The sequence below is a fragment of the Ruegeria sp. SATB027 genome, from assembly GCF_059613825.1.
This window is the reverse complement of sequence record NZ_JBXWTH010000011.1, coordinates 1-23,323: the sequence shown is the minus strand read 5'-3', so window position 1 is coordinate 23,323 and position 23,323 is coordinate 1. Positions and strand designations below refer to the sequence as shown.

15 protein-coding genes are annotated in these 23,323 nt (G+C 56.6%); 7 read left to right on the top strand and 8 right to left on the bottom strand.

All coding sequences use genetic code 11. The annotated features are described in order from the left end of the window. The first annotated feature begins 59 nt into the window (after window positions 1-59). Window positions 60-3,659 carry a flavoprotein gene (locus AC2FPW_RS00710; protein WP_496812260.1) on the top strand — a complete coding sequence of 1,200 codons (3,600 nt, stop codon included), beginning with the start codon at window positions 60-62 and terminating at the stop codon, window positions 3,657-3,659. Here AC2FPW_RS00710 and AC2FPW_RS00705 read toward each other — a convergent pair. The 3 genes from AC2FPW_RS00705 to AC2FPW_RS00695 all read right to left on the bottom strand — a co-directional run bounded on the left by AC2FPW_RS00705 (window position 3,656) and on the right by AC2FPW_RS00695 (window position 9,117). Then, window positions 3,656-4,819 (bottom strand): ligand-gated ion channel, encoded by a 1,164-nt coding sequence (locus AC2FPW_RS00705; RefSeq protein WP_496812259.1) that lies wholly within the window; start codon window positions 4,817-4,819, stop codon window positions 3,656-3,658. The genes AC2FPW_RS00710 and AC2FPW_RS00705 overlap by 4 nt on opposite strands. A 20-nt stretch (window positions 4,820-4,839) precedes the next feature. Further along, the gene (locus AC2FPW_RS00700) at window positions 4,840-8,115 is read right to left on the bottom strand and encodes an adenylate/guanylate cyclase domain-containing protein (protein ID WP_496812258.1); all 3,276 of its coding nucleotides are present in this window, start codon (window positions 8,113-8,115) and stop codon (window positions 4,840-4,842) included. Between the two features lie 96 nt (window positions 8,116-8,211). After that, window positions 8,212-9,117: a LysR family transcriptional regulator gene (locus tag AC2FPW_RS00695; RefSeq protein ID WP_496812257.1), complete on the bottom strand. Its 906-nt coding sequence runs from the start codon at window positions 9,115-9,117 to the stop codon at window positions 8,212-8,214. Window positions 9,118-9,220: 103 nt separating this feature from the next. Between AC2FPW_RS00695 and AC2FPW_RS00690 the strand changes: the two genes are divergently transcribed. Genes AC2FPW_RS00690 through AC2FPW_RS00670 form a run of 5 tightly spaced genes read left to right on the top strand, consistent with a single transcriptional unit; the run spans window position 9,221 to window position 14,987 of the window. Then, entirely contained in the window at window positions 9,221-10,663 is a 1,443-nt protein-coding gene (locus AC2FPW_RS00690) for an aldehyde dehydrogenase family protein (RefSeq protein ID WP_480539457.1), read from the top strand. Further along, on the top strand, window positions 10,663-11,637 hold the full coding sequence (locus tag AC2FPW_RS00685; RefSeq protein ID WP_496812256.1) for a membrane dipeptidase: 975 nt from the start codon (window positions 10,663-10,665) through the stop codon (window positions 11,635-11,637). The genes AC2FPW_RS00690 and AC2FPW_RS00685 overlap by 1 nt, the downstream gene beginning before the upstream one ends. 4 nt (window positions 11,638-11,641) lie before the next feature. Further along, entirely contained in the window at window positions 11,642-13,330 is a 1,689-nt protein-coding gene (locus AC2FPW_RS00680; RefSeq protein WP_496812255.1) for a hypothetical protein, read from the top strand. After that, a complete protein-coding gene (locus tag AC2FPW_RS00675; RefSeq protein ID WP_480488183.1) occupies window positions 13,327-13,956 on the top strand; it encodes a DUF3726 domain-containing protein in 630 nt (209 codons plus the stop codon). The genes AC2FPW_RS00680 and AC2FPW_RS00675 overlap by 4 nt, the downstream gene beginning before the upstream one ends. Window positions 13,957-13,967: 11 nt before the next feature. Then, window positions 13,968-14,987, top strand: a complete 1,020-nt coding sequence (locus AC2FPW_RS00670; protein WP_496812254.1) for an Ldh family oxidoreductase — start codon at window positions 13,968-13,970, stop codon at window positions 14,985-14,987. Window positions 14,988-15,028: 41 nt separating this feature from the next. On the opposite strand, the gene glyA is transcribed toward AC2FPW_RS00670, so the two are convergent. Then, window positions 15,029-16,336, bottom strand: a complete 1,308-nt coding sequence (gene glyA, locus AC2FPW_RS00665) for a serine hydroxymethyltransferase (protein WP_496812253.1) — start codon at window positions 16,334-16,336, stop codon at window positions 15,029-15,031. 96 nt (window positions 16,337-16,432) lie between these two features. Here glyA and AC2FPW_RS00660 point away from each other — a divergent pair, with 96 nt between their 5' ends. Further along, the gene (locus AC2FPW_RS00660; protein ID WP_496812252.1) at window positions 16,433-17,311 is read left to right on the top strand and encodes a LysR family transcriptional regulator; all 879 of its coding nucleotides are present in this window, start codon (window positions 16,433-16,435) and stop codon (window positions 17,309-17,311) included. A gap of 262 nt (window positions 17,312-17,573) precedes the next feature. Here AC2FPW_RS00660 and AC2FPW_RS00655 read toward each other — a convergent pair whose 3' ends face one another. From AC2FPW_RS00655 to AC2FPW_RS00640, 4 genes are all read right to left on the bottom strand, one after another. After that, window positions 17,574-18,002 carry a phasin family protein gene (locus AC2FPW_RS00655; RefSeq protein WP_496812251.1) on the bottom strand — a complete coding sequence of 143 codons (429 nt, stop codon included), beginning with the start codon at window positions 18,000-18,002 and terminating at the stop codon, window positions 17,574-17,576. Window positions 18,003-18,145: 143 nt separating this feature from the next. Next, the gene (locus AC2FPW_RS00650) at window positions 18,146-19,270 is read right to left on the bottom strand and encodes an ABC transporter permease (RefSeq protein ID WP_496812250.1); all 1,125 of its coding nucleotides are present in this window, start codon (window positions 19,268-19,270) and stop codon (window positions 18,146-18,148) included. After that, window positions 19,271-21,967, bottom strand: coding sequence for a ribosome-associated ATPase/putative transporter RbbA (gene rbbA / locus AC2FPW_RS00645; RefSeq protein ID WP_496812249.1), 2,697 nt, complete (start codon window positions 21,965-21,967; stop codon window positions 19,271-19,273). After that, window positions 21,964-22,959: an HlyD family secretion protein gene (locus tag AC2FPW_RS00640; protein WP_496812248.1), complete on the bottom strand. Its 996-nt coding sequence runs from the start codon at window positions 22,957-22,959 to the stop codon at window positions 21,964-21,966. Before AC2FPW_RS00640 ends, rbbA begins: the two co-directional genes overlap by 4 nt. Window positions 22,960-23,323 lie beyond the last annotated feature (364 nt).

Below are 23,323 nucleotides of genomic sequence, written 5' to 3'. Positions count from 1 at the left end.
CCGAAAGCCCCGGCTGGCCGCACTTAGACATTTGAAACGCAACTCCGGGGGGAACAGTTGTGCTTATAGATCAAATTGAAACGTCCAGATCATATATCCCAAATGACGCAGACTGGAACCTGATATACAAGGTTCTGCCGGGCGAGGCCAAGATTGCCGACCCGTCAGTTATTAACCCTCATTTCGAATGTATCGAGGTGACCGACAACACGGTTCTGCCAGCAAGCGGCATGTATGTTGTTCTGCGCGGTGTGGTTCAGCTGCGGCAGAATGGAAATCCTTTGGCCAGCGCGGATGTTGGTGACTATTTCTATGAAGAGCACCTTCAGATATCGGACATTCCCGTCAGCCTCGAAGCGCTTGCGCTGGACGGATCGCGGCTGGCTTTTCTGTCCAGCGAGAACTGGCGTCAGATACCAGAGGAAATCCGGCAACCCTGCTTCGCCACGATGTTCGGCGATCTGGTCAGTGTTCAATTGCAGAATTTCCAGCAGCCGATCAATTGTTGCAGCGTGACGGCTGCCGCCCTCAGCATGTCCGCGTTGGGCTTCAGTTGCGAAGTGAACGACATTTTCCGTGAATGCGCGCTGCCTTCGTCTTTCGTCGTCAATGACGGTATCTCACTGGGTGAGCTGTTTGACGTCGCGTGTACCTACATTCATTCGCAGGGCCTGCGGGACAGGGTTCAGGTTCAGGCCTATTTCATGGACGAGGACACGACAAACGTGCAGCTGTTGCTGGATGCGATTGACGAATCCAACCGGCTGGGTGGTGACAACGATATTCTGGTGGCGAATTTTCAGGTCGGCGTCGCCCATGGCAAAGCGAATATGCCGGGCGGGCATTTTGCCGTCATCGCCAAGTGCAACCCAAGCACTGGGCTGGTGCACATGATGGACGTACATCCTGAAAAATACGGCAAGCTTTGGGTTACAACCGCAGACCGGCTTTGGAAGGCGATGTCGGACCGTGATGGAACCTCGATGCGGTCGCGTGGCATTTTGCGCTTCTCGGCGCGTGCCGCGGTCAAGACGCATCTGAAGACATTCAAGCAACGATGCAACTATGTCGACAGTACACTTTATCTGGCAAAAGACCCAAAGAAACGGCGCAACCTGTTCCGCCGCGCCACTCCGAACATGAACTCCTTGGGTGTTTTGGTGGAAAGCCTCGCCATTCACGGCGACGACAAGGTAGACGAAGACGAGCTGCTGCGGGCCACCGAAGCCTCTTTCACGGATGTTGTCTCACGGGTGGCCACGGCCGCGGACATGCACGACATGGCCCAGAAATACCTGAACGGGTCCGAAAACGTGCACCTGAGCAGTTCACTTCGCAGTTTCGGAACGCGCGAGGACACATCGATCGATACCCCCGAAGACTGGTTCAAGATGCAACTTCAGGGCCTGGACGCCATTACGGACCGTCACCTGATGATCAATATCGACTTTAATCGGGTCACCGGGATCGAAGCCATCCGCCCACCGGTAAACGTTTACCGGGAAACCGCGTTGCTCGAAGAATTCTGGTGCCTGTGTATCGCATATGATGAAGCAACCGACCTTGTGACGATCGTCGACATGAGCCCCGCAACGTCACAGGTCTGGCAAGCCCCTCGCGGCAACATCTTCCGCGGCCTGCGCGATCTGGAAAATCCGGCGTTGCTGGTGATCGAAACGGTTGAGCCGCCCGAAGACCCCGGAGATGTCGCCAGCATTATCCGGAACAACCCCATGGTTCTGTTTTATGAAGATGAAGACCCATGGTCCTACATGCTCAGAAGTGTTCTTTCGAACATCGGTGCGACCAGCGTAAAGCAGGTGGATGTGGGCGGTCGCGACCCCAACGCGATAAAGATGCGACGTCAGCTGATATCTTTAGGTGAAAAACCCAAAGTTCCCTACCTGTTTTTCCAAGGCCAATGCATCAGCAAAGGCGAAAAGCTGGAAGACATTGTGGACATGATCAAGGCGGGTCACCTTCAGGACCGCATGATCGAAGCGGGTCTTCCCGTTTCCAAGCTTGAAGAGACGCCCAGCCTGAACAAGAACATGTTCGGCTATCCCAAAGGTGTGATGAACCAGGTAAGCAGCGGCAAACGCAACGTGCTGCTTTGTGCCTGCGGATCATCAGCGGCAGACAAGATCCCCGAACTGGTTGAGCGCATCGTCGACGCCGGACACAATGTCAAACTGATCCCTTCCACTTCGGCCGAAAAGTTCTTTCGGGACTTCGGCGCTGAACGGATCGACGCCAAGATCACCCATAACGACTACTACCGCGACGATGATGAATGGAACTTCCGTTACATGGAATTCGACATGCCGGTGCGAGCGTCTCATCTGGCGCTATGCGACTGGGCCGATTGCGTGATCGTCGCTCCTATCACCTGCAACACCATGGGCAAAGTGGCAAACGGGATCGCCGATAACCTTCTGACCTCGGTCTTTGTGGCATGGCAGTACCAGAAGAAGCCCGTGATCCTGTGCCCGGCCTGTAACACGAATATGTGGAACAACATCACCACCCAGAACAATGTCGCAAGGTTGAAGACGCTGGGCATTGATTTCATAGGTCCCCGGGAAGGCCGGCTGTCAAACGGTCGGATGGGGATTGGCATGATGGCCACACCTGACCAGATCATGGAGGCACTGGGCGAGGCGTTCGAAGAACTGGACGACCAGAAATACCGCGTGTGCAAATGGGCCCGAGAGGCTGCCGCCGCTGACGATATCAATGAATGGAAACGTGTGTTCCGCGCCATCGATGAAGGTGTCGTGGGCATCAATATCGTGGACGAAGCCCACGGCGATTCATTGTTGCATTATGCGGCCGGTGGCGAAGGCGAATTGAACGAAGGCGGTCACGATCTGGGCAAGCCCGACTATGAAGCGGCGCAGGATTTGATCGACCGCGACATCGACGTCAATATCGTCAACGATCACGGTTTCACCGCATTGCATGTGGCTGTGATGAACAAAGCCCCAAGGATGGTCGGCATCCTGTTGCGCGCCAAAGGCATGGATGCAACCTCATGCATTGAATTTGTTCAGGGCATGGATATCCCGCCCGAAATCCGGACCATGCTGGATGCTTGGGCGCAGGATCACAACCTTAAGATAAAAGATGCGGAACAGGGCCGTGACGAAACCTTTGTTGCCATCCAGGAACCCACCTATCTGTATTTCACATACGGCTCCCTGAAACAGGGGTTCCCGAACCATGAGGCACACAACCGGGTTTTGAATGACTTTGTCGGGCCTGCCCGCACGCGGCAACCAATGCCCCTGATCGTTCCAAATGAACCGTTCTGCGACAATCCGAACTGTGGCTTCCTGCACCGAATGGCAACCCTTGTCGATCAGCAGGGCATGGGCAAACAAGTAAGCGGAGAGGTTTATCGGGTGACGGAATCGGGCCTGCACGAACTGGACAAACTGGAAGGCTATCATGGTCCGGGCTCACCCAAGAACGTCTATATCCGCAAAAAGATCAACGTGATTGTGGACGGGGTGATGAAACCCGCTTACGCCTATGTGATCGCCGATCCTGAAAAATACCTGCAAGACTGGCGTGACGGCAAATCCGAAGTCATTAGCGACTACACGCTGGATATGGCGCAGGGTGAACCCAAGCCCGGATTTGCGCCGGCCATCTAGTTTTCCGCTGCGCTGACTTGTGGCGGTTTCGGGCTTTCCATGGAGCTAAGGTTATAGGCCGTAATCACCACCATACAAAGCAGCACGAACGGCCAGAACCCGGCCTTGGGAATAAGGTTGTCCCGATAGTGGATGATCCGAAACGACGTCTCAACGTCGGACGCAAACAGGTATGTATTGACCGAAACTGCCAGCAGCATGAAGTACATCATGAAAAAGAACGACTCCATATAGATCACGGGAGAGCCCGCGAACCCTTCGCGCAGCTGCACATGGGCCAGCAGGATCACGAAAAACAGAACCGAGCATGTTCCAATCACACTGGAGGTGCTGAAGTCATGCCGATCGGCCAGCCCCTCACGGCGTGTGACGGTCATCAGCGCCCCAAACAGCAGCATTGTCACGACAAGCAGCGGGACCATGTGCACGATAAATGCGTTTGCGAAATTGCGTTTGATGACAAAGTTATAATGCAGTTCGGGCCTGTTGGTTTGATAGGTGTTCTGCGTGATGCCCAACGTCGTATCCAGGTTTGACAGCTTATAGTCGAAATAGGTGTTCTCGCGTTCCCAGGTGCCCATCACGATCTGACTGTCGATGCCGAAAATATCATCCGGCCCGGTCGCGGTATAAGCCTCAATGTCGGGAACCAGCGCAACATTGACGTCAAAAGATGCGGGCCAGACGCGCACCCAGACCGTTTTGTGATCAAAGGGGTAACGGGTGTAGTCAAAGCTCTGACGAAGGGTTTGTTCAAAGTACCACCCGATCAGCACGCCATCCTTTTGCGGTAGCCGATAGGCTTCTTCGATCAGGCCATTTGCTGTATCGACCGCTTCGGGCAGAAGGAAACCGATCTCGCCCTCGGCTGGACGGATCTTGTCATGTTCACCTTCGACGTAATGCTGCCAGATGTAGCCGGTGACCTGAACGTCGCTAGCACCAAGAAAGCTGAACGATTTGACGAATATCCCCGTTTTGACGCGGTAATCTGGTGCTGAGTCCAGCTCATCCAGAAAGGCATCCACCGATGCCTGATCCGGAAGCTGCGTTGGATCCCCCTCAAAATGGTTCAAGTCGATCCAAAGCCTGAGCAACAGACCGGCGAGCCCAAGGGTCAGCAAGCCAGAAATCAGCCACACCTTTCTTTCTACACTCATTCAGCCTCCTGCGGTGTCGCCTAATCAACCAGAAACCCCACTGAACCCACAAGGGATTGCGTGATGCCCATCGTTGCAAATTGCGTTTTCAGGTCAGCATATTCCGCGTGCTGTTTGGGCAGAGTGTTCTGCTGTCCGCTTTCAGCCAGCAGTTGTGTTTGGCGAATGGACAGATCGACCATCGGCAAAGGCTCGGTGGTGGTGAAGGCTGCAAGCCCATCTGCATATTCAATTGCTGCGTCCCAATCGCCGCGCGCCAGCATGACGGCGCTGGCATCCGAGTAAAAGTGCAGGTGACTGTGCCCCACACATCCCTCGGCAATGATTTCAGACCCCAGGTTCAACAAGCGCGTTTGCTCATCAGGGTTGGTCTCGGCCATTGCCAGAGCCGACAGAGCCTTGGGCCCTACAAAGTTCCGCCCATGTTCAAGCGCGATTTCAACCGCGCGACGCCCAGTCGTACGCGCGCGGTCTGACTGTCCGGTATAAACCTGTGTTCGCGCCAGGTGTTCAAGGGCCTGCGCCTCAAGACGTTTTGCCCCGACGCGTTCCGCAATTTCGGCTGAAACAATGAACGCGTCCAGCGCCTGATCAAGGTTGCCCAGAAAGGTCTCGGCCACGCCCAGGCAGGTCTGTGCAACGCATTCCGGAACAAAGGCAAAGTACTTTTGCGAGATTTCAATAGCCTCAATGGCGTCCGCCTTGCCCTGTGCGACGTCCCCGGTGTAACTGCGCGCGACGCTGAGATTGTGCAGATTGGCAGCCAGATCGCGGACCAGCCCTTTTTCGCGCGCCCGCTCAACAGCCTGCGTATAAAAGCCTGTCGCTGTCTTCATGGTGGCTTTCATGAAGTTTGCATCACCAAATCCGCTTAGCGCCCCTACCTCAAGGCGGGCAGAGCCAAGTTTGCGGGCAAGCGTCAGGGCGCGTTCATTGGCGCTCAGCGCTTCCTTGTCCCGGCCCAGAGGGAAATAAACATTACCGCGCACGTAGCTGATCTGAGCCACATCCCGCTCTGACCCGCAACGCTCGGCGGCGGATTCAGCCATATCGAGTGCCTCCAGGGCATCCTGATACAGGCTGGCTTGCCGTGCGGCCTGCGCCAGCCCGATATGCGCGCGGCTGATTTGCTCATCGGTTTCGGCAACCCGGGCAGCTTCCCGAAATTCACGCAGTGCGTCGCCGGACAGACCCTGAAGCCTGTGCGTCTCAGCACGAGCGCACAGCAGGTCGAACCGGACACCTGCAGGGGACGGCAGTTCCAGGGCGCGTTCGATCAATGGGCTGGCATCGTCGAATCTGAAGGCCTGGATCAGTTTGTCTGCCGCCTCCAGATACGCCTGCGCGGCGTTATTCGCCCCGGCCCGGTCCAGATGCTGTGCGCACAGGGTCGCATCGCGATCCTCGAACCACTTGGCGGCCTGCCTGTGCAGGCGCGCGCGCTCGGATTTGACCAACGTCGCATAGGATCCATCCCGGATCAGCGCGTGGGCGAACATGAGGTCAGGCCCTGCCTCTCGGACCAGCGCGGATCGGATCAGGCTGGTCGTATCCAGATGCCCTTCACCCAGAATGAAGTTCAGAACTTCTGCAGAGAACCGTTGCCCCAATACCGATGCTGCCTGAATGGCGGCGCGGCTGGTTCGATCAAGTGCATCCAGTCGGGACTGAACGATCCCCTGAATACTGCCGGGCACGCTTTGTTGGGTAAGTACATCCGTATTGCGCAACAACTGTTCAAGAAACAGCGGATTGCCCCCGGCGCGTTTGACACAGGTGTCCAGCAACTCGGGGTCGATGGCCGTGAATTCTTCGACCAACAGTCTGGCCTGTTCCTCGCCCATCGGCGCCAGTTCCATCTTGGATACCAGCGCGCCATCGGTTGCCATTTGCCAATCCCGGTCAATCGGGTCGCCTTCGGCCCGGCTGGTCATCATCAACACGCAAGGGATATCCCGCGTTGCCGCCGCAATATGAGAGCAGGTCATCAGGGTCTCGGGCGAAGCCCAGTGGATGTCCTCGATCTGGATCAGCAGGGGGGCTTCCTGGCTGCAGGCCGACAGCAACTCGTCAATGACCTGCCGCCGTCCGCGCAGGCGGGTCTTGTTGTCCATCACCGCAAACACCTCGGCCAGTCCCGAATCCTGCTCCAGCTCAAGCAGCGCATTGAGGTGCGCGGCGTTCGGCGGGCTGACCCAGCCCCTGGCGATTGCGTCCCTGGCCGCTGCGGCACCCGTTTCCGCGCCGTCTGACGGGCCAAGACCCAGAATGCTGCGGGCGACCATCTGAATGGCCGAATGCCCTTCGCGCGCGCCGAAATCCATCACGACGCCGTTGTGGATCGTGTAGGACTGGCCGGATGCCAGTTCAGCAACCTGCTCGGACAAATGGGTTTTCCCGATCCCGGGCTCACCCAGAATCACATGGACTTCGCCCTTGCCGTGGCGTTTGCATCGGTCGAATGTGGCCGAGAACACCGACAGCTCCCGCTCGCGCCCGATGAATTTGTGACGCCGTGTGCGAATGTTCCGGGCCAATCGATCCAGACGCCAAACTTCGACAGGATCATTCAGCCCTTTGATGGCCTTCACACCAATGGATTCGCCCACGAAAAGCGGCCCCAACGCGCGCTGAATGTCATGTGAAACCAGAGTCTCACCCCCAGCGGAAATATCCGTAAGGCGGGACGCCAGATTCACCCCATCCCCTGTAACGGTGTATTCTGTATGCGACTGACTTCCGGTCGTACTGGCAATGACCTGACCTGACGCAATACCGATGTGGCAGGAAAGCGGCGGCGACAAGGTCGGTAGAACTACATGTATCTCGGCAGCAGCACGCGCCGCCCTTTCGGTGTCATTGGTATGCGAAATCGGCGCTCCGAAAACGGCCATGACCGCATCACCGATATGCTTGTCTATACGACCACCATACTTTTCGACGACATTGTCTACTTTGCTGAAGAATTGATTCAGCAGCGCATGCAGATCTTCTGCATCCAGCTCGCTGGATAGTTTCGTGAATGCGGTCAGATCGGTAAACATCACTGTAACCTGTCGGCGCGCAGCCTCGAGCTGCGTGGCAGGTTCAGGCTCTGCTGATGTATGGCTGGCATCAATCTGTTCGATGGCGCGCAGTAGCCGCCGCCGATCACCGACGGCCGTCACCCCGATTTCGATCAAATCCTCGGCCGTCAAATCAGGCAGGATGGAGAAATCGATTTTGTTGTCTGCGAAGGCCTGCGCGTACTCGTTTAATCCAATTGCGCTCAGCCAGCCCCTCAGGTCCTGAGACATGTTGCCCCTCTGAAGTCCCCCGCTTCATCCTGGAACCTAGCATGTGCACAGCTTCGAGTCTGCTAAAACCAAATTAAATTGTGATTTTGAGCAGGGTTAATCCGGTACTCGTTCTTGCACCAAGCCAGCATTTCCAAAACCGCTCGTCAGGATATACGAACAGCACGTCTGGGTGATCTCGCGGAAGCGGGCTCTTTCTCGGCGGTAAAGATATACCTCTCGCTTGTCTGGCAAATCTGAAATCGAGCGAAAGGCGACCGCATCCGGGATGAATTGCGCGACGGTCTGCGGCAGGACCGTGATCCACTCGCCTGCCCTGACCGTTGTGATCAGCGAGTGCGTGTTGTGAATGGTGACCTCGGCCCGGTCCAGAATCTTTTTGAACGAGGAGGATTCAATAATGTCGCACAAGGCGTTTCGCACGAAGGGTGCCGCCATCAGGTCACAGATTTCGGGCGGTTTGGCCCGTGTCATAAGCGGATGATCGGATGCTGCAACCAGTCCAAAACGATCCTGAAAAAGCGGCTCGGCACTGACTCCATTCAGGGGATGATGGCCGGATGCAATGCCGATATCCGCCTTGTCCCCGGCGACGGCGTCCAGAACCTGTTGCGAATCCCCGTCTCGCAACTCGATCTTCAACCCCGGAAAGCGTGATGTCATATGTCCCAGCAAGGCGGGAAAGACCAAGGCCCCCACCGACGGCACGGATACGATACGGATCAACCCATGTTCCGCCTGCGCCGCCATTTCTATGTTCTGAACAGTCTGATCAAAATCGCGCACCTGTTTGAGAGCAAGGTCCAGAACCTGCTGACCCAGCGGCGACAGGTGATTTTTCCGTTCACCTTCAAACAGTTTCTTGCCCAAGTGATCTTCAAACTGCTTCAGCATCATTGAGACGGCGGATTGTGTCCGACCCAGACGGCTGGCAGCCTCGGCAAGGTTTCCGGTTTGGGCCACGGTACAAAAACACCGCAGCATCTCGACTTTCATCGCCATACTTCAAACTTTCTGAAGCTTCCTAAAGTTATTTGAGTTTGACTGATGTTAGCCGAAAGTTCCATCCTGGCCCAAATCGAAATTTGCGAATTTGGGGCCTGACGTGACCAAACTGAACCTGATTGCCGGCGAATGGCTGGCGGGCGAAAGCGAAATTGAAAACCGCAATCCTTCGGATCTAAGCGATCTGGTTGGCATGTTCACACAGGCCAGCGCCGATCAGCTTGAGGCGACGCTGGATCAGGCGCGCGTCGCGCAGGCCGAATGGGCTGCCTACGGGCTGGAGCGGAAACAGGCCGCCCTGAACGCCATCGGCAACGAGTTGATGACCCGCGCCGAAGAGCTGGGTACATTGCTGAGCCGCGAAGAAGGCAAGCCGCTGGCCGAAGGCAAGGGTGAGGTTTTCCGGGCCGGTCAGTTCTTCACATATTACGCCGCCGAGTGCCTGCGCCAGATCGGTGAGAACGCCGATTCCGTGCGCCCCGATATCGAAGTGGATGTGCGCCGCGAAGCTGTTGGCGTTGTCGCAATCATCAGCCCGTGGAACTTCCCCACTGCAACGGCCTCGTGGAAGATTGCCCCGGCGCTGTGCTATGGCAACGCGGTTGTGTGGAAACCTGCCAACATCACCCCCGCCTCGGCTGTGGCCCTGACTGAAATCATCGAACGGCAGGATATTCCGAAAGGTCTGTTCAGCCTTGTGATGGGCTCGGGCCGTTCAGTCGGGCAACGTCTGGTGGAAAGCCCCAAGGTCAATGCGATTTCCTTCACCGGATCGGTGCCCGTGGGCAAAGGCATCGCCGCCGCAGCAATCCAGAACCTGACCAAGGTTCAGATGGAAATGGGGTCCAAAAACGCGCTGGCGGTGATGGACGACGCCGATCTGGATCTGGCAGTGACGCTGGCACTGGGCGGGGCCTTTGGCGGCACCGGTCAAAAATGCACCGCCTCATCGCGTCTGGTGGTTCACGCGGGCATCCACGATGCCTTTGTCGAGAAACTGGTTGCCGGTGCGCAGGCAATGAAAGTGGGTCACGCACTGGAAGCAGGCGTGCAGATGGGCCCCGTCGTCAGCCAGCAGCAATTGAATGAAAACCTCGCCTATGTCGACCTGGGCAAATCCGAAGGGGCCGAGCTGGCCTGTGGCGGTCAGCGCCTGGAGATGCCTCATGACGGTTTCTACATGTCGCCGGGCGTGTTCCTGAACACCACCAACGACATGCGCATCAACCGCGAAGAAATGTTCGCACCGCTTACATCCGTCATCAAGGTCGGCAGCTATGATGAAGCGCTGAGCGTGGTCAACGACACCAATTTCGGCCTAACCTCGGGCATCGTGACCAAGTCGCTGGCCCGCGCCACCCATTTCCGCCGCAACGCGCGCACCGGCGTGGTGACGGTTAACCTGCCCACCGCTGGCACCGATTACCACGTGCCTTTCGGTGGCCGGGGCGACAGCTCATATGGTCCACGCGAACAGGGTAAGGCAGCGGCTGAATTCTATACGACGGTCAAAACCGCCTATATCAGCGCAGGCCCCGTCTGATGAGGGTCGACGGCCTGCAATATGCCAATTGGTCGGAGAAGATATTTCGCCAATTGCGCGAAGGGCGCGTGGACGCGATCCACGTCACCATCTCCTACCATGAGAATTTCCGCGAAACGGTTCTGAATTTCGAGAAATGGAACCGTTGGTTCGAGCAATATCCGAATCTGATCATGAAAGGCCGGTGGGCCAGTGATATCGACACAGCCCGTGAAACAGGCCGGACCGCCGTGTTTTTCGGGTTTCAGAACCCGTCGCCCATCGAAGACGACATCGGGCTGGTTGAAATCCTGCACGATCTGGGCGCGCGGTTCATGCAACTGACCTATAACAACCAATCCCTGCTGGCGACCGGTTGTTATGAGGCCGAAGACACCGGCATCACCCGAATGGGCAAACAGGTGATCAAAGAGATGAACCGCGTGGGCCTTGTGGTGGACATGAGCCATTCGGCCGACCGGTCAACAATCGAGGCGGCTGAACTCTCAGACCGGCCCATCGCAATCACACATGCCAATCCGCACGATTGGTCCCCGGCCCTGCGCAACAAGCGAGATGATGTCATCCGCGCCGTGACTGAAAACGGTGGGATGCTGGGTTTTTCGGTCTACCCTCACCACCTGAAGGACAAGTCTGACTGCACGCTGGATAGCTTTTGCGAGATGATCGCCCGCACTGCGGACAAATACGGGGCCGAACATCTGGGGATCGGCACTGACCTGTGCCAGGATCAGCCTGACAGTATCGTTGAATGGATGCGTGTGGGGCGGTGGACAAAAGAAATCGACTATGGCGAAGGCTCGGCCTCTGCTCCTGGGTTTCCACCAATGCCGGGCTGGTTTCAGGACAACCGAGACTTTGGAAACATCGAACAAGGGTTACGCGCGACCGGCCTGAACGATGACGAAGTGGCCGGGATCATGGGCCGGAACTGGTATCGGTTCTTTGCCGAGAACTTCGTCCCACAAAGGTAGCCAAATGGAACCACACGCGCAGACAGAGATCGCCAGACGTGACCCCGCTACGGTCATGCGGCTGTCACGGCTGGGATCATTGCATCAATGCCGGCTCAGCTTTATGCGGCAACTGACACGCCGCATGGCCGATGAAAACTGGAGCTTTTCGCGACCTGCATTCGAAATTGACGACAAAGGTGTCGGCCATGCGGTCTATACCGCACAAGGCCCCGTTCGCGCCTATTCGCTGGTTGCATTTGCCCATGACCTGCCTGCCGATCAACGGTCAGACCGGGTTATTGCCGAAGCCTGGGACGCCACCTTTGCGCTGTTCGACGGTATCCCGACGCCAGAAGACATTGATCGGCTGTCGCGGAACGTACCGCTGCAAGAAGCAGGGCGTGTCAGCGAAACCGAATTGTCACTGTCACGCGCCAATCGTTCTGTGCGACTCTGGGCTCATGTGGTGGATCGTTTGGCTGCGGGCCAACAACCGGACCTGGAACAGATTTATCAGGTCGGCTATCTGATGAGGACCACGGCTGTTTACGGGTCGGGCAAATTCGGCGCTGCGGATCGTGAGAAAACGGCAGACCGGGATGAGGTCAGCGGTCCCTTCCAGATCGAAATGCTGTCGGTGTACCTGACCCGGATTTTTGTACGCGATCTGGTGCAATATATGGCGCAGGTGAAAGGTGGGGATCAAACCGCCGAGCTTGATCCTGAAATCGCACGCTGGCTGGGCATCGGAAATTCCACGGGACTGGGAATGGCGCCGTTCATCGTGAACCATCCCGTTCTGTTCAACAACTGGATCATGGCGCGGGAAGAGGCCATCTCGCGCGTGCGGTCAATTAAGACAGCGATCGAAAAAGACGCGTGCGTCTTTCGCGACGTATTCGCGCGCAGCAAACAGTCAATCGCGTGGTGGCAATCTGAACACTCGATACAGGTGGAAAAACTGGCGGCACTGAAGGACGACCTGAATTCGATCGACGTATTTCTGGCTACAGACGACCTGACACGAGACCATCCGTGGGATCGCATGATCCGATGGTCGGAAACTGCGCTCAGCGAAGAAGGCCAGGAGTTGCTGGCCTCGCTGATCCTTGAGCCTTACGGAGATGTCGTGGATGGGCTGTCCAGCTGCATGGCGGACACAAACACGGCTGCACAGGTTATTGATGGAACAATGCCGGTGTCAGGGGTGCGTACCTTGATCCGGAACAGTTTTGACTGGGCGCTGGATCTTGATTGGAGTGACCCGAAAAACTGCGCGCGCGCCTGGTACGTTTCCGAAGAGAAACTTGAACCCCGACTGGGTGAACGGTTTGAAGAACCAATTGCGGACTATGAACAACCGCTCGCGCCCGCGCGTGATGCGGCGATGGCTTTCAGGGCTCTGCAAGACTGGCCGGATGATGCACCGATAGCAGAGTTTCTTTTGCGCCACCCCGAGCACCGCCACACCGTACGCCGCGCCCAAATCAGCCGTATCGCCCCATATGGTGAGATCCATGACAACACAATCGGCGCGAAAGTGATGCCCATCGATATGTTGCGCGCAAAGCTGTCCTTCTTTGGCGCGACGCATTTCGACCCTCGTTCAGATCGCTGGGTCCGCATCTGCATGTATGCCGGCGCCCCCTACCCTGATGAGCTAAATACCGCGAACGCAGATTTGTGGGTTTATCCGGAGGTTGCGCAATGACTTTTTCATTGAACGAAGTCGAAGCAACCGCCAAACGCGCAACCCGCGGGGCCGGATATGCCTGGGGCGTGGCGGAAGAGGCTGCGAAGGCCACCCGTTGGCTAAGCGCCCAAGGGTTTGACGGGCCCGCTATTCTGGCCCAACTGCTCAAACGTGAATATGCGCCCTGTCTGGAACGCCACATTCCTGTGCTTCAGAACGGAGTATGGGTTGGCGAACAAGACCTGTGCCCCCTGATGACCGGAGCTGTGATATCGGATTCCCCGACCGTCCTGTCCCAAGGCACCATTGCGATTTCAAATCTCGCAGCACCGCTGCTGTTGCTGCCCTTTGTCGCTGCGGGGGCCAAAAAGCTGGGAACGACAGTAGAAGTGGCCTTCGACGGGTATTCTGCGACAACTGATGGTGTTCATCTAAGCTGTGCAGACAGCAATTTGGACCGCGCTGATCATGTTGAGATAACCGAGGGCGACCACATTCAAAACGGTCGCCCCCTGCTAAGCCGTGCCGCCCCAAATGCAGAGGCGTGGCAGATCCTCAACTCCATGGCACACCGTACATATGCCCCTGCAACTGAAGAATCCCGACTGCTTGGCGCTGGTTCCGGCCTGTCGGACAATGACTGAAGGATCATCAGATGACCGAGACCCAAACCCTGTCGCTTGCCGAAATCGAAAAGCTGTCCTTCACCGCGTTGGTTGCCGCTGGCACAAGTGAAGAAAACGCGCGCCCTCTGGCCGTGGCCACTGCGGCAACCGAAGCGGATGGGGTGGCCAGTCATGGTCTGGCTTATATCCCGATCTACTGTGAACATGTACAATGCGGTAAAGTCGACGGTCAGGCAGTACCGGCGCTGGAAACCCCGCGCCCCGGCCTTATCCGCGTAGACGCTGCGACCGGGTTCGCACATGCAGCCATTGATCTAGGCTTTGATGCATTGATCCCGGCGGCACGCGAACAGGGCATCGCGGCCCTTGCGATCACCAACAGCTACAATTGCGGTGTGTTGGGTTATCACACGTATCGACTGGCGCAGGCGGGTCTGGTTGGTCTTGGATTCACCAATGCACCTGCATCCATTGCACCTTCGGGTGGATCGAAGCCCGTTGTCGGCACCAACCCGTTCTCTGTTGCGGTACCGGGTCCAGACGGGCAACCCGCCTTGCTGATTGATCAGAGCGCCAGCACCATCGCCAAAAGCGAAGTGATGAAACACGCCAGAGAAGGCAAGGCCATCCCGGTCGGCTGGGCGCTGGACCCGGACGGAAACCCGACAACAGACCCGAATGTCGGTCTGAAAGGAAGCATGGCCCCATCCGGCGGGTACAAAGGTGTGGGTATCGCTTTGCTGACTGAAATCATGGCGGCGGCTTTGACAGGATCTACTCTTGGGCTGCATGCCTCTCCGTTCTCGGGGACAGTCGGGGGTCCGCCGAAAACCGGGCAGTTCTTCATCGCTATTGACCCTGCGGTTTCGTCAAATGGACTGTTTTCAACCGCAATATCGGATCTGGTCGCGTCGATCAGAGATCAGGACGGCGCGCACCTGCCCGGAGATGGGCGCCGTGCATGTCGCCTTGCCGCAGGTCAAAAAGGTGTCGCCGTCAACACTGCTACATTGGCCAGAATTGACGCGATAATTCAGGAAAACAGTTAAGAGCAGCCACCAGACCGGGCGGATATGGTAGCCGCTTGCGCCTAGTTCACGAAATGCAGCGTGTCGAATTCACTGCGCCAGGCAGAGACTTCCGAAGCGACAGGCTCGCCGTCCAGTCCTCGCCTGATCAAATCGGCGAGGCGATCAGCATCTCGAGAGGTCATGCCCCAGCGAACCAATTCAGGAGTGCCAATCCGCAACCCGTTCAAGTCCCCTTCAACCGGCTTGACAGGCAATCCGATGCCGCATGCAAGAAACCCGCTTTCGCGAAGCCTCTTCGATGCCGCCTGCCCTCCGCCATAGGGCTCTGCCAGAACCGCGAACTGATGCGAATTGGTGAAGCCTTCCGCACCCTCAAAGACGCGAACACCCTGCGCATCCAACGCTGCGGCCAGTGCTTTTGACAATGCGATCATCTCGTTCGCGTACGCCTGACCAAAGTCTTTCCAATCCAGCATGGTAACCGCAAGCGCGGCCGTTTTGGCGGCATCGAAATTGGCTGTCATCCCGGGAAAAGCAATTGCATCCAATGATTTGGCAATGTCGACATCGTTCGACACGATCAATCCACCTGCTGGTCCACCAAGGCTTTTATAGGTGCTCATGGTCATGAAATGTGCGCCCTCATTCAACGGGTTCGACCATGCACGCCCCGCGATTATCCCGCACTGATGCGCGGCGTCGAACATGACTTTCGCTCCAACTTCGTCCGCAATGGCCCGCACCTCGGCAACAGGGTGTTCAAAAAGGTTCAGACTTCCGCCGATCGTGATCAGCTTGGGGCGCTCAGCTCGCGCCAGATCGCTCAGTTGGTCCAGATCGACTGTGTAGCCATTTGTGTTAACCGGTGCCTCAATCGTGCGCAGCCCGAACAGCCCTGCACAGCCCGCAGTATGATGGGTCACATGGCCGCCGATCGTTGCAGGCGGGGCAATGATTGTATCCCCCGGCTTACAGGTCGCCATGAAGCCATAAAGATTTGCAATTGCGCCCGACGGCACACGAACCTCTGCAAATCGGGCATCAAAGACCTCTGCACAAAGCTCGGCCGCGATGATTTCGATTTCTTCGATTGCTTCCAGCCCCATTTCATATTTGTCACCGGGATAGCCCAGCGAAGGCCGCGACCCGATGCCCGACGACAAAAGCGCCTCGGCCTTGGGGTTCATGACATTGGTCGCGGGGTTGAGGTTGAAACACTCTTTCTCGTGAATGCGGCGGTTTTCCTCTGCCAGATGCGCGATCTGGTCCAATAGATCGCCGGACGATGCTGATGCTGTCTTTGTCGCGATATTCTGAACCAGCGTTTCGCTAGCGGCGGGCACCCAGTCTCTATGTGCAAGTGTCATCTGACATCCTCCTGTTTCGTGCACTGTGACTGCTGCTGCGTGACTTCGCAAAGCAGATTTGTTATTTCTTGGCGTAGAAAAACTAAGGCTAAGGTGATGAGCGTTTCCCCAAAGCGCCCCAAAGGGCCCCCACTGAACGCAATGCGCGCTTTTGAGGCGGCGGCGCGCAACATCAGCTTTGTCGCCGCGGCTGAAGAGTTGAACGTCACACCGGGTGCAATCTCGCAACACGTCAAAACGCTGGAAGGCTGGGCCGGTGCAGCACTTTTCCGGCGCAACGCGCAAGGCGTAGAACTCACACCCGAGGGGCAGTCGCTTGTCGCTGAATTTACCAGGGCTTTTGACCAATTGGCCGACGCGGCCCGTGCGCTGCGCAACCTTAAACCCAATGCAGATTTTCATATCGCTGCTTTACCGGCCATTGCTCAGCTTTGGCTTCCCAAAAGGCTGCGCCAGATCCGATCTCAATTTCCTGACATCAGTTTTTCCGTCACTGCGCTGGAAGCGCCGCCGAGCCTTGGGCGTGAACTGTTCGACCTGTCAATCTTCTTCGCTCCACCGGACGACACGGCCAATCAGGTGGTCGTATGCCCGGATGAGATCGTGCCGGTTTGTGCCCCGGCGCTTAAGGACCAAGTTTGCCGCGCAAACGGTTTTCTGGGCGTTCCGTTGCTGCACGATCTGGTGTGGAACGAAGATTGGACCAAATGGGCCCAACACTCTGGCTATGACCTGCATAGTGCCAAGGGCGGTGCTCAATTCTCCCTCTACAGTCTGGCCGTAGAGGAGGCGAAGGCGGGCGCAGGAATACTGATGGGGCACCTGTGCCTGATCGAAGACGCCCTGGCCTCTGGCGAGCTGACAGTTGCACATACCAGGTCTTTCCGAACCGACCGATCTCTGGTGATCCAAATGCCGCAACGAACCCGCAGGAGACCGGAAACGGACCAGATTATCGCTTGTTTGTCCCGTTGACCCAAATTGTCCCAGACCCCAGCGCGGGATAGGTGGGAACTGAAAGGGGGGGCGAAAGATTGCCCAAAACACCGGGCACTTATTTTCGTCAAACTCGAACGCTTGGTCCCAACTTTGCATGTTCAGTCATGTTTGGGTACACACGAAAAACTGTCAGAGCGCTTCCGCAATCGTGGCCACTCGGTTTGGCCAGCGACACGTGGAGGGTCACAGTGCTCCGCGCCCGTAGAAGACGGGCTGCGTCAAACGGGTTTAGTCGGTCTCAGCTTTTGGCTTTGCCTGCGACCTTGGAGGCAGCTTCCATGTTTTCGCCGATGATGTCTGCTTCTGTTTCGCTTACGTATTTTGCACAGCGCGACATCATTTCGAACCATTCACGTGCGTCATCCACCATTCGTTCCATGGAATGGCGTTGCCATTCGGCGACGGCTTGCATCGTTTTGCTTGGATCTGGGTTGTCGCCAAACGTAGCTTCCCGGGCAGTTTGCAGCGCGGTGCGTGCAGCCTCATGGCGGCGCTTGAACCAGAGGCGGGAGTATTCCTCCGCCTCGCTCAGCAGGTGGTCCTGCGCTTTCCAAAACTGCTCGATTTGCGGCGTCACCACGGAGTTCATGGACATCATGCCCTGCATGGATTTCAACACGTCGGTAAGGGCTTCCTGTGTCTCGATTTCGGCTGATTTTGTGGGCATTTGAACTCTCCCTGGAAAAGAAGACGGTGATTAATTTTACCACACCCAGAGGTGCACTCACATTAACCGAGATCAAATTCACTGGGTAATTCGCGCCGTCGTTTCACAATACGCCCGTCCACAACATACACGGTCGGTTGATATCAACTCATCTGGGCGACTGACCGTCTGAACATAACCAGACTTGTCATCAACAGGGCCAGACCCAACACAGCCATCCAAACGAATTCCGGCCAGACCGTTTCGATTCCAGCACCTTTGAAAACAATTGCTTGGCTGGCTGACATATAGTGGCGCGATGGCAGAAACAGCGTTCCGGCTTGCAACCAGCCTGGTTGCCCTTCGACTGGTGTTTCCCCTCCGGACAGCATCAGCATTGGCAGGACAATCAGCATGACCAGAAGCGCAAATTGCGCCATTGAGCGCGCAATCGTCGCCAGAAATACCCCAAGCGCCGTGGCTGAAAACAGAAAAAGTGCGGTTCCAAATAGGAACAGTGTCTTTGATCCGGCGATACGAATGTCCAACGAACCCTGCATGACAAAAGTCAGCGATAACCCCGCGGCGATCAGAACAACGGCCGCATTGGCCCAGATTTTGGCCATCGCAATGTCGAGCGGAGTTAGAGGCATGGCGAGCAGATGCTCAATTGTTCCATGCTCTCTCTCCCGGATCATGGCAGCGCCGGTCAGGATGGTCGTAAGCCACATGATCTGACCGATCAGCGCAACGATGCCCGCAAAACGCACCGTATCTCTGTTTGGGTTGAAGGCACTTCTCAGAATGACATTGATTGCGGGAGGATCTACGAGGTCGACACCAACTGCAAAGCGATGGATTTCAGCGCTCAATATATTGGTGATGTAATTGGCTCCGATACCTGCCTGCTCCATAGCCGTGGCGTCAATCAGAACCTGTATCTCTGGTGTGCTTCTGGCACGCAGGTCTTTTTCAAAACCTGGAGGAATGGCAACGATGAAGATAAACCGCCCGGCATCCATGTGCGCTGGACCGGTCCCCGGTTCAATTTGCACGACCGGTTGAAACTCCGGTGGGAAAAACGCAGTGGCAAGGGTGCGCGATAGTGGAGAGTTATCCTCATCTGCAAATGCGATTGAGGCGTTATTCACCGAGCTTGCAACGCCTGTTGCTTCCATGATCGGAGCCAGCGTGAATGACCAGACCAGCAAGGCCATCATCACCCAATCGCGGCGCAGGCTCATCATTTCCTTCAACCCCAGCCAGAATATGCAAAAAAGGCGCTGCATTCACTTCTCCTGCGCGCGCAGGCAAAGGGCGGCGGCGAGTGTCAGCACTGGACCGAAACAGGCAAGCGCAAGAATGTCCGGGGCAAGTGATTCCCACCCCAAGCCCTTGGTGAACGCGCCGACGTTCAGGTGCAGAAAATAGGAAGATGGCCAGAGCGAGCCGATGAACTGAGCCCCCCCTTCCAAAGTGGAAACGGGCTGCAACAGGCCCGAGAACTGGATGGTCGGCACAACCGAGGCGATGGCTGTCGCAAATGTCGCTGCCACCTGGCTGGATGTCATTGTGGCAATCAGCAATCCATAGGACGTCGTTGCCCAGATATACAAAAACGCACCAACCGCTAGCGGAATGGGATCGCCTTTGAGCGGCACACCGAAGACGAGAATGGTCATCGCTGCCAGCAACAGAAAGTTTGCAAAAGCAATTGCAATATAGGGAATTTGCTTACCAATCAGGAATTCGAGCCGGGTTGTCGGTGTTACGTAGAAATTCACCACAGATCCCAGCTCACGCTCACGCGCGACACTGACCGCCGTCAAGACGGCCGGCAACATGATAAGCAAAATCGCCGGCATGGCCGGGGCCATTGCTGCAATGCTTTCAAAACTCTGATTGTAGCGAAATCGCGGTTCTATCCGGGCAATCTCGAAGTCCCGTTGCCCCGTGTTTCGGGCGTGTTCGTCCAGAAAGGACTGATGCAGTCCCGCGACATATCCTTCAACGGTCTCGCCTTTAAACGGAATGGCACCATCGACTGTCGCGAGGACCTGTGTTGGCTCGCCTGTGCGCAGCTTACGACCGAAGTTCGGTGGCAACTCTAAGACCAGTGAAACGTCTCCTGCCTGGAGCCGGTTGTGGCCTTCCATAGCGCTTTCCAATGGCGGCGTGGGTTTGAAATAGGACGACCCCGCGAACTCAGTTGCATAGGCACGGCTCTCAGGACCCTGAGAAAGGTCTAGAACGGCAAAGTCCAGTTCATCAATGTCAAGCGTGATGCCAAAGCAGAAAACCAACATCAAAATGGCTGACCCAAGAAACGCGAAGGCAAGGCGCACAGGATCGCGCGCCACCTCGACGGCCTCGCGTCGCGTATAGGCCAGTGCGCGCCCGACACTGCCACCGACGTGTTTGGAATTGGTGGCCAAATCAACTCTCGGTGCTTCAACCGGCGCCGGTTTTTCTGCCGCCTCCAGAATTGAGATGAACGCAGCCTCAAGGCTGTCGGCGCTTTCGGCGGCGATCAATTCGGCTGGTGTGCCTTCTGCCAAGACCTGGCCTGCGTGCATAAACGAAACACGGTCACATCGTTCCGCTTCTGCCATGAAATGGGTGGAGACAAAGATCGTTACCGCGTCTTGTCGGGACAACTCGACGAGCAAGGCCCAAAACGTATCTCGCGCCTCTGGGTCCACTCCGGATGTCGGCTCATCCAATATCAGCACACGCGGGCGATGGATGATCGCAACCGCCAGCGACAGGCGCTGTTTGATCCCAAGGGGCAGGGCGGCCGCAAGGGTATCACGATGAGCGCCGAGTCCGAATCGTTCCGTCAGTTCCGAAATGCGCGCGTCGCGGTCAGGGATTGCGAAAATCCGGGCGTGCAACTGAAGGTTCTGATACACTGACAATTCACCGTACAATGAAAACGCCTGGCTCATGTACCCAATCTCGCGGCGCACCTTTCGATCTCTGGCGTCAACGGGTTTGCCGAACAACAATGCCTCGCCTGAGCTTGCAGGCAGCAAACCGGTCAGCATTTTCATCGTCGTGGATTTTCCGCATCCGTTTGATCCCAGAAACCCGAAAATCTCTCCGCGATTGATCGAGAAATCAACGTTGTTCACGGCGGTGAAATCGCCAAAGCGCCGTGTCAGCCCGCGTGCAGTAATCACTGGATCCGTTTTGATCTGTCGAACGGTTGATTGACCCGGCGCTGAACCAGATGCCTCGTCTGCCCGCAAGCGTCGGTACGCAGTTTCGAAGTCCTTGTCGGCACGCTTCAATTCGGCGGGTTTGCCCTGAAAGATGACGCGACCTGCGTCCATCGCGACGATCCAGTCAAAGCCTTCAGCCTCCTCCATATAGGCTGTAGACACAAGGACAGAGAGCTTGGGGTTTTCCGTTCGGATAGCGTCGATCAATGCCCAAAACTGTCGACGCGACAACGGATCAACCCCGGTTGTTGGCTCATCCAGAACCAGGAGTTTGGGGTCATGAATCAACGCACAACACAGGCCAAGCTTCTGTTTCATTCCACCAGAAAGCCTGCCCATCAGGCGATCCTCAAATGGTGCAAGCGCGGTCGCTGTCAGCAATGCGGTGATCCGGGCGTCACGCTCGTCGTGCCCCTGTCCGAAAAGGCCCGAGAAGAACTCCAAATTTTCGCGTACCGACAGTTCTGAATAGAGATTCCGACCCAAACCTTGCGGCATGAATGCGATCGCAGGGCATTTACGTCTACGATGAGTGGGCTCATCAATCGCACCGCCCAGAACGTCGATTGATCCGGATTGAAGCTTTTTTGCACCGGTGATCAACCCAAGCAATGTGGACTTGCCCACCCCGTCTGGGCCAATGAAGCCGACAAGCTGCCCGGTTGGAAGGTCCAAGGTTACAGAGTTCAACGCGATGTGTTTTCGATACCTGTGTGTGACACCGGCAATTCGAAACTCTGACGAGGCGACTGTGGCATTCATTCGAACAGCTCTTGCGGGATGGGCTGTTCAAGCGCCTCGGGCCATGCGCTGGTGGGATCGATCCGTATCACGGCAATGCCGCGCAGGCCCGTTTTTACGTGTTCAATCCGGCTTTCAACCAGGTCCTGGGGGATACGAACGCGGACACGAAAGACCAGTTGCTCGCGTTCATCCAGAGTCTCGACTTGTTTCGGCGTGAATTGCGCCTCGGGAGAAACAAAGCTGACATAAGCAGGTGTGGCGTATTCGGGTAAAGCATCAAGCACGATGCGAGCTTCGGCTCCAATCGGCAACAGCCCGGCTTCCCGCGCAGGAAGGAAAACTTCCATATACACGTTCTCGAGACTGAGAAGGGTCAGGATCGGTTCACCCGCTCCGACGACCTCGCCCGGCTCTGCCAATCGATAAAGAACGCGACCCGGCATTGGTGCCAGCAAGGAACTGTCTTCGATTTGCGCCTCAATCCTGCGCACCTCGGCTTCTGCAGCGGCAATCCGGCTTTCTGCGGTTGCAACTCGGGCTTTGGCGGCACCCAACACAGCAGACGCAACTTGGTGGATGGTTTCACGTTCCTCAAAAACTGTCTTAGAGATATTGTTCCCGGTCAGTAGCGCTGTAGCACGTTCAAGTTCCTGCGCCGCCCGACGTTGCTCACTTTGGCGTTGCAGAACCAAGGCTTCAGCTTCTGCTTTTGTCTGGCGCGCCAAGGCTACCTCGGCTTTTGCCCGGTCCAGCGCTGCAGACAGTTCATCTATGTCCATCCTGGCAAGTACATCACCGGCGGCGACCATGCCGCCTTCAGGTGCCAGAACTTTGGCAACACGCCCGGCGATCGTTGGCGCAATTTCAACCTGCTCTGCCTCTATCCTTCCATTACCCTGTACGAAGCCACTCGGCAATTGATCGCCGTCTTGGGAGATGACGGAGTAAATAACCGCGCCAGCAACCACGATGACTACCAGAGCCAAAAAGATGGGTGAACTCTTCTTCATAGCTTTTGCCAGGTCGTTGAATGCGACGGTCAGTCTAGTGCCTGGCAGGATTGGGGACTTTGCGATGGATCAAGCGTTTCCAAAGCATGCTTGGGGGAACGACATATCCTGTCTGTCGGAATGGACGTGTCCTGTTTTCGTGCCGCCCCAGGTGCTCGTTCAGCCTCTGTTGCGCATTCATCACAGGGTGAATTGCGTCCCTAATGCTTCCAGAGTGCTTCGAGTTGAGTTGGTGTGAACGCAGAAAGCGCCCCTTGGGGCGCTAAGTGCTTGATATCTGACTGGAAGTATTGGTTGCGGGAGTAGGATTTGAACCTACGACCTTCAGGTTATGAGCCTGACGAGCTACCGGGCTGCTCCATCC

Coding starts and splice junctions, on each gene's coding strand:
- AC2FPW_RS00705 (WP_496812259.1), bottom strand. CDS start 4,819: ATGAGTGTAGAAAGAAAGGTGTGGCTGATTTCTGGCTTGCTGACCCTT.
- AC2FPW_RS00700 (WP_496812258.1), bottom strand. CDS start 8,115: ATGTCTCAGGACCTGAGGGGCTGGCTGAGCGCAATTGGATTAAACGAG.
- AC2FPW_RS00695 (WP_496812257.1), bottom strand. CDS start 9,117: ATGGCGATGAAAGTCGAGATGCTGCGGTGTTTTTGTACCGTGGCCCAA.
- AC2FPW_RS00685 (WP_496812256.1), top strand. CDS start 10,663: ATGAGGGTCGACGGCCTGCAATATGCCAATTGGTCGGAGAAGATATTT.
- AC2FPW_RS00680 (WP_496812255.1), top strand. CDS start 11,642: ATGGAACCACACGCGCAGACAGAGATCGCCAGACGTGACCCCGCTACG.
- AC2FPW_RS00675 (WP_480488183.1), top strand. CDS start 13,327: ATGACTTTTTCATTGAACGAAGTCGAAGCAACCGCCAAACGCGCAACC.
- AC2FPW_RS00670 (WP_496812254.1), top strand. CDS start 13,968: ATGACCGAGACCCAAACCCTGTCGCTTGCCGAAATCGAAAAGCTGTCC.
- glyA (WP_496812253.1), bottom strand. CDS start 16,336: ATGACACTTGCACATAGAGACTGGGTGCCCGCCGCTAGCGAAACGCTG.
- AC2FPW_RS00660 (WP_496812252.1), top strand. CDS start 16,433: ATGAGCGTTTCCCCAAAGCGCCCCAAAGGGCCCCCACTGAACGCAATG.
- AC2FPW_RS00655 (WP_496812251.1), bottom strand. CDS start 18,002: ATGCCCACAAAATCAGCCGAAATCGAGACACAGGAAGCCCTTACCGAC.
- AC2FPW_RS00650 (WP_496812250.1), bottom strand. CDS start 19,270: ATGCAGCGCCTTTTTTGCATATTCTGGCTGGGGTTGAAGGAAATGATG.
- rbbA (WP_496812249.1), bottom strand. CDS start 21,967: ATGAATGCCACAGTCGCCTCGTCAGAGTTTCGAATTGCCGGTGTCACA.
- AC2FPW_RS00640 (WP_496812248.1), bottom strand. CDS start 22,959: ATGAAGAAGAGTTCACCCATCTTTTTGGCTCTGGTAGTCATCGTGGTT.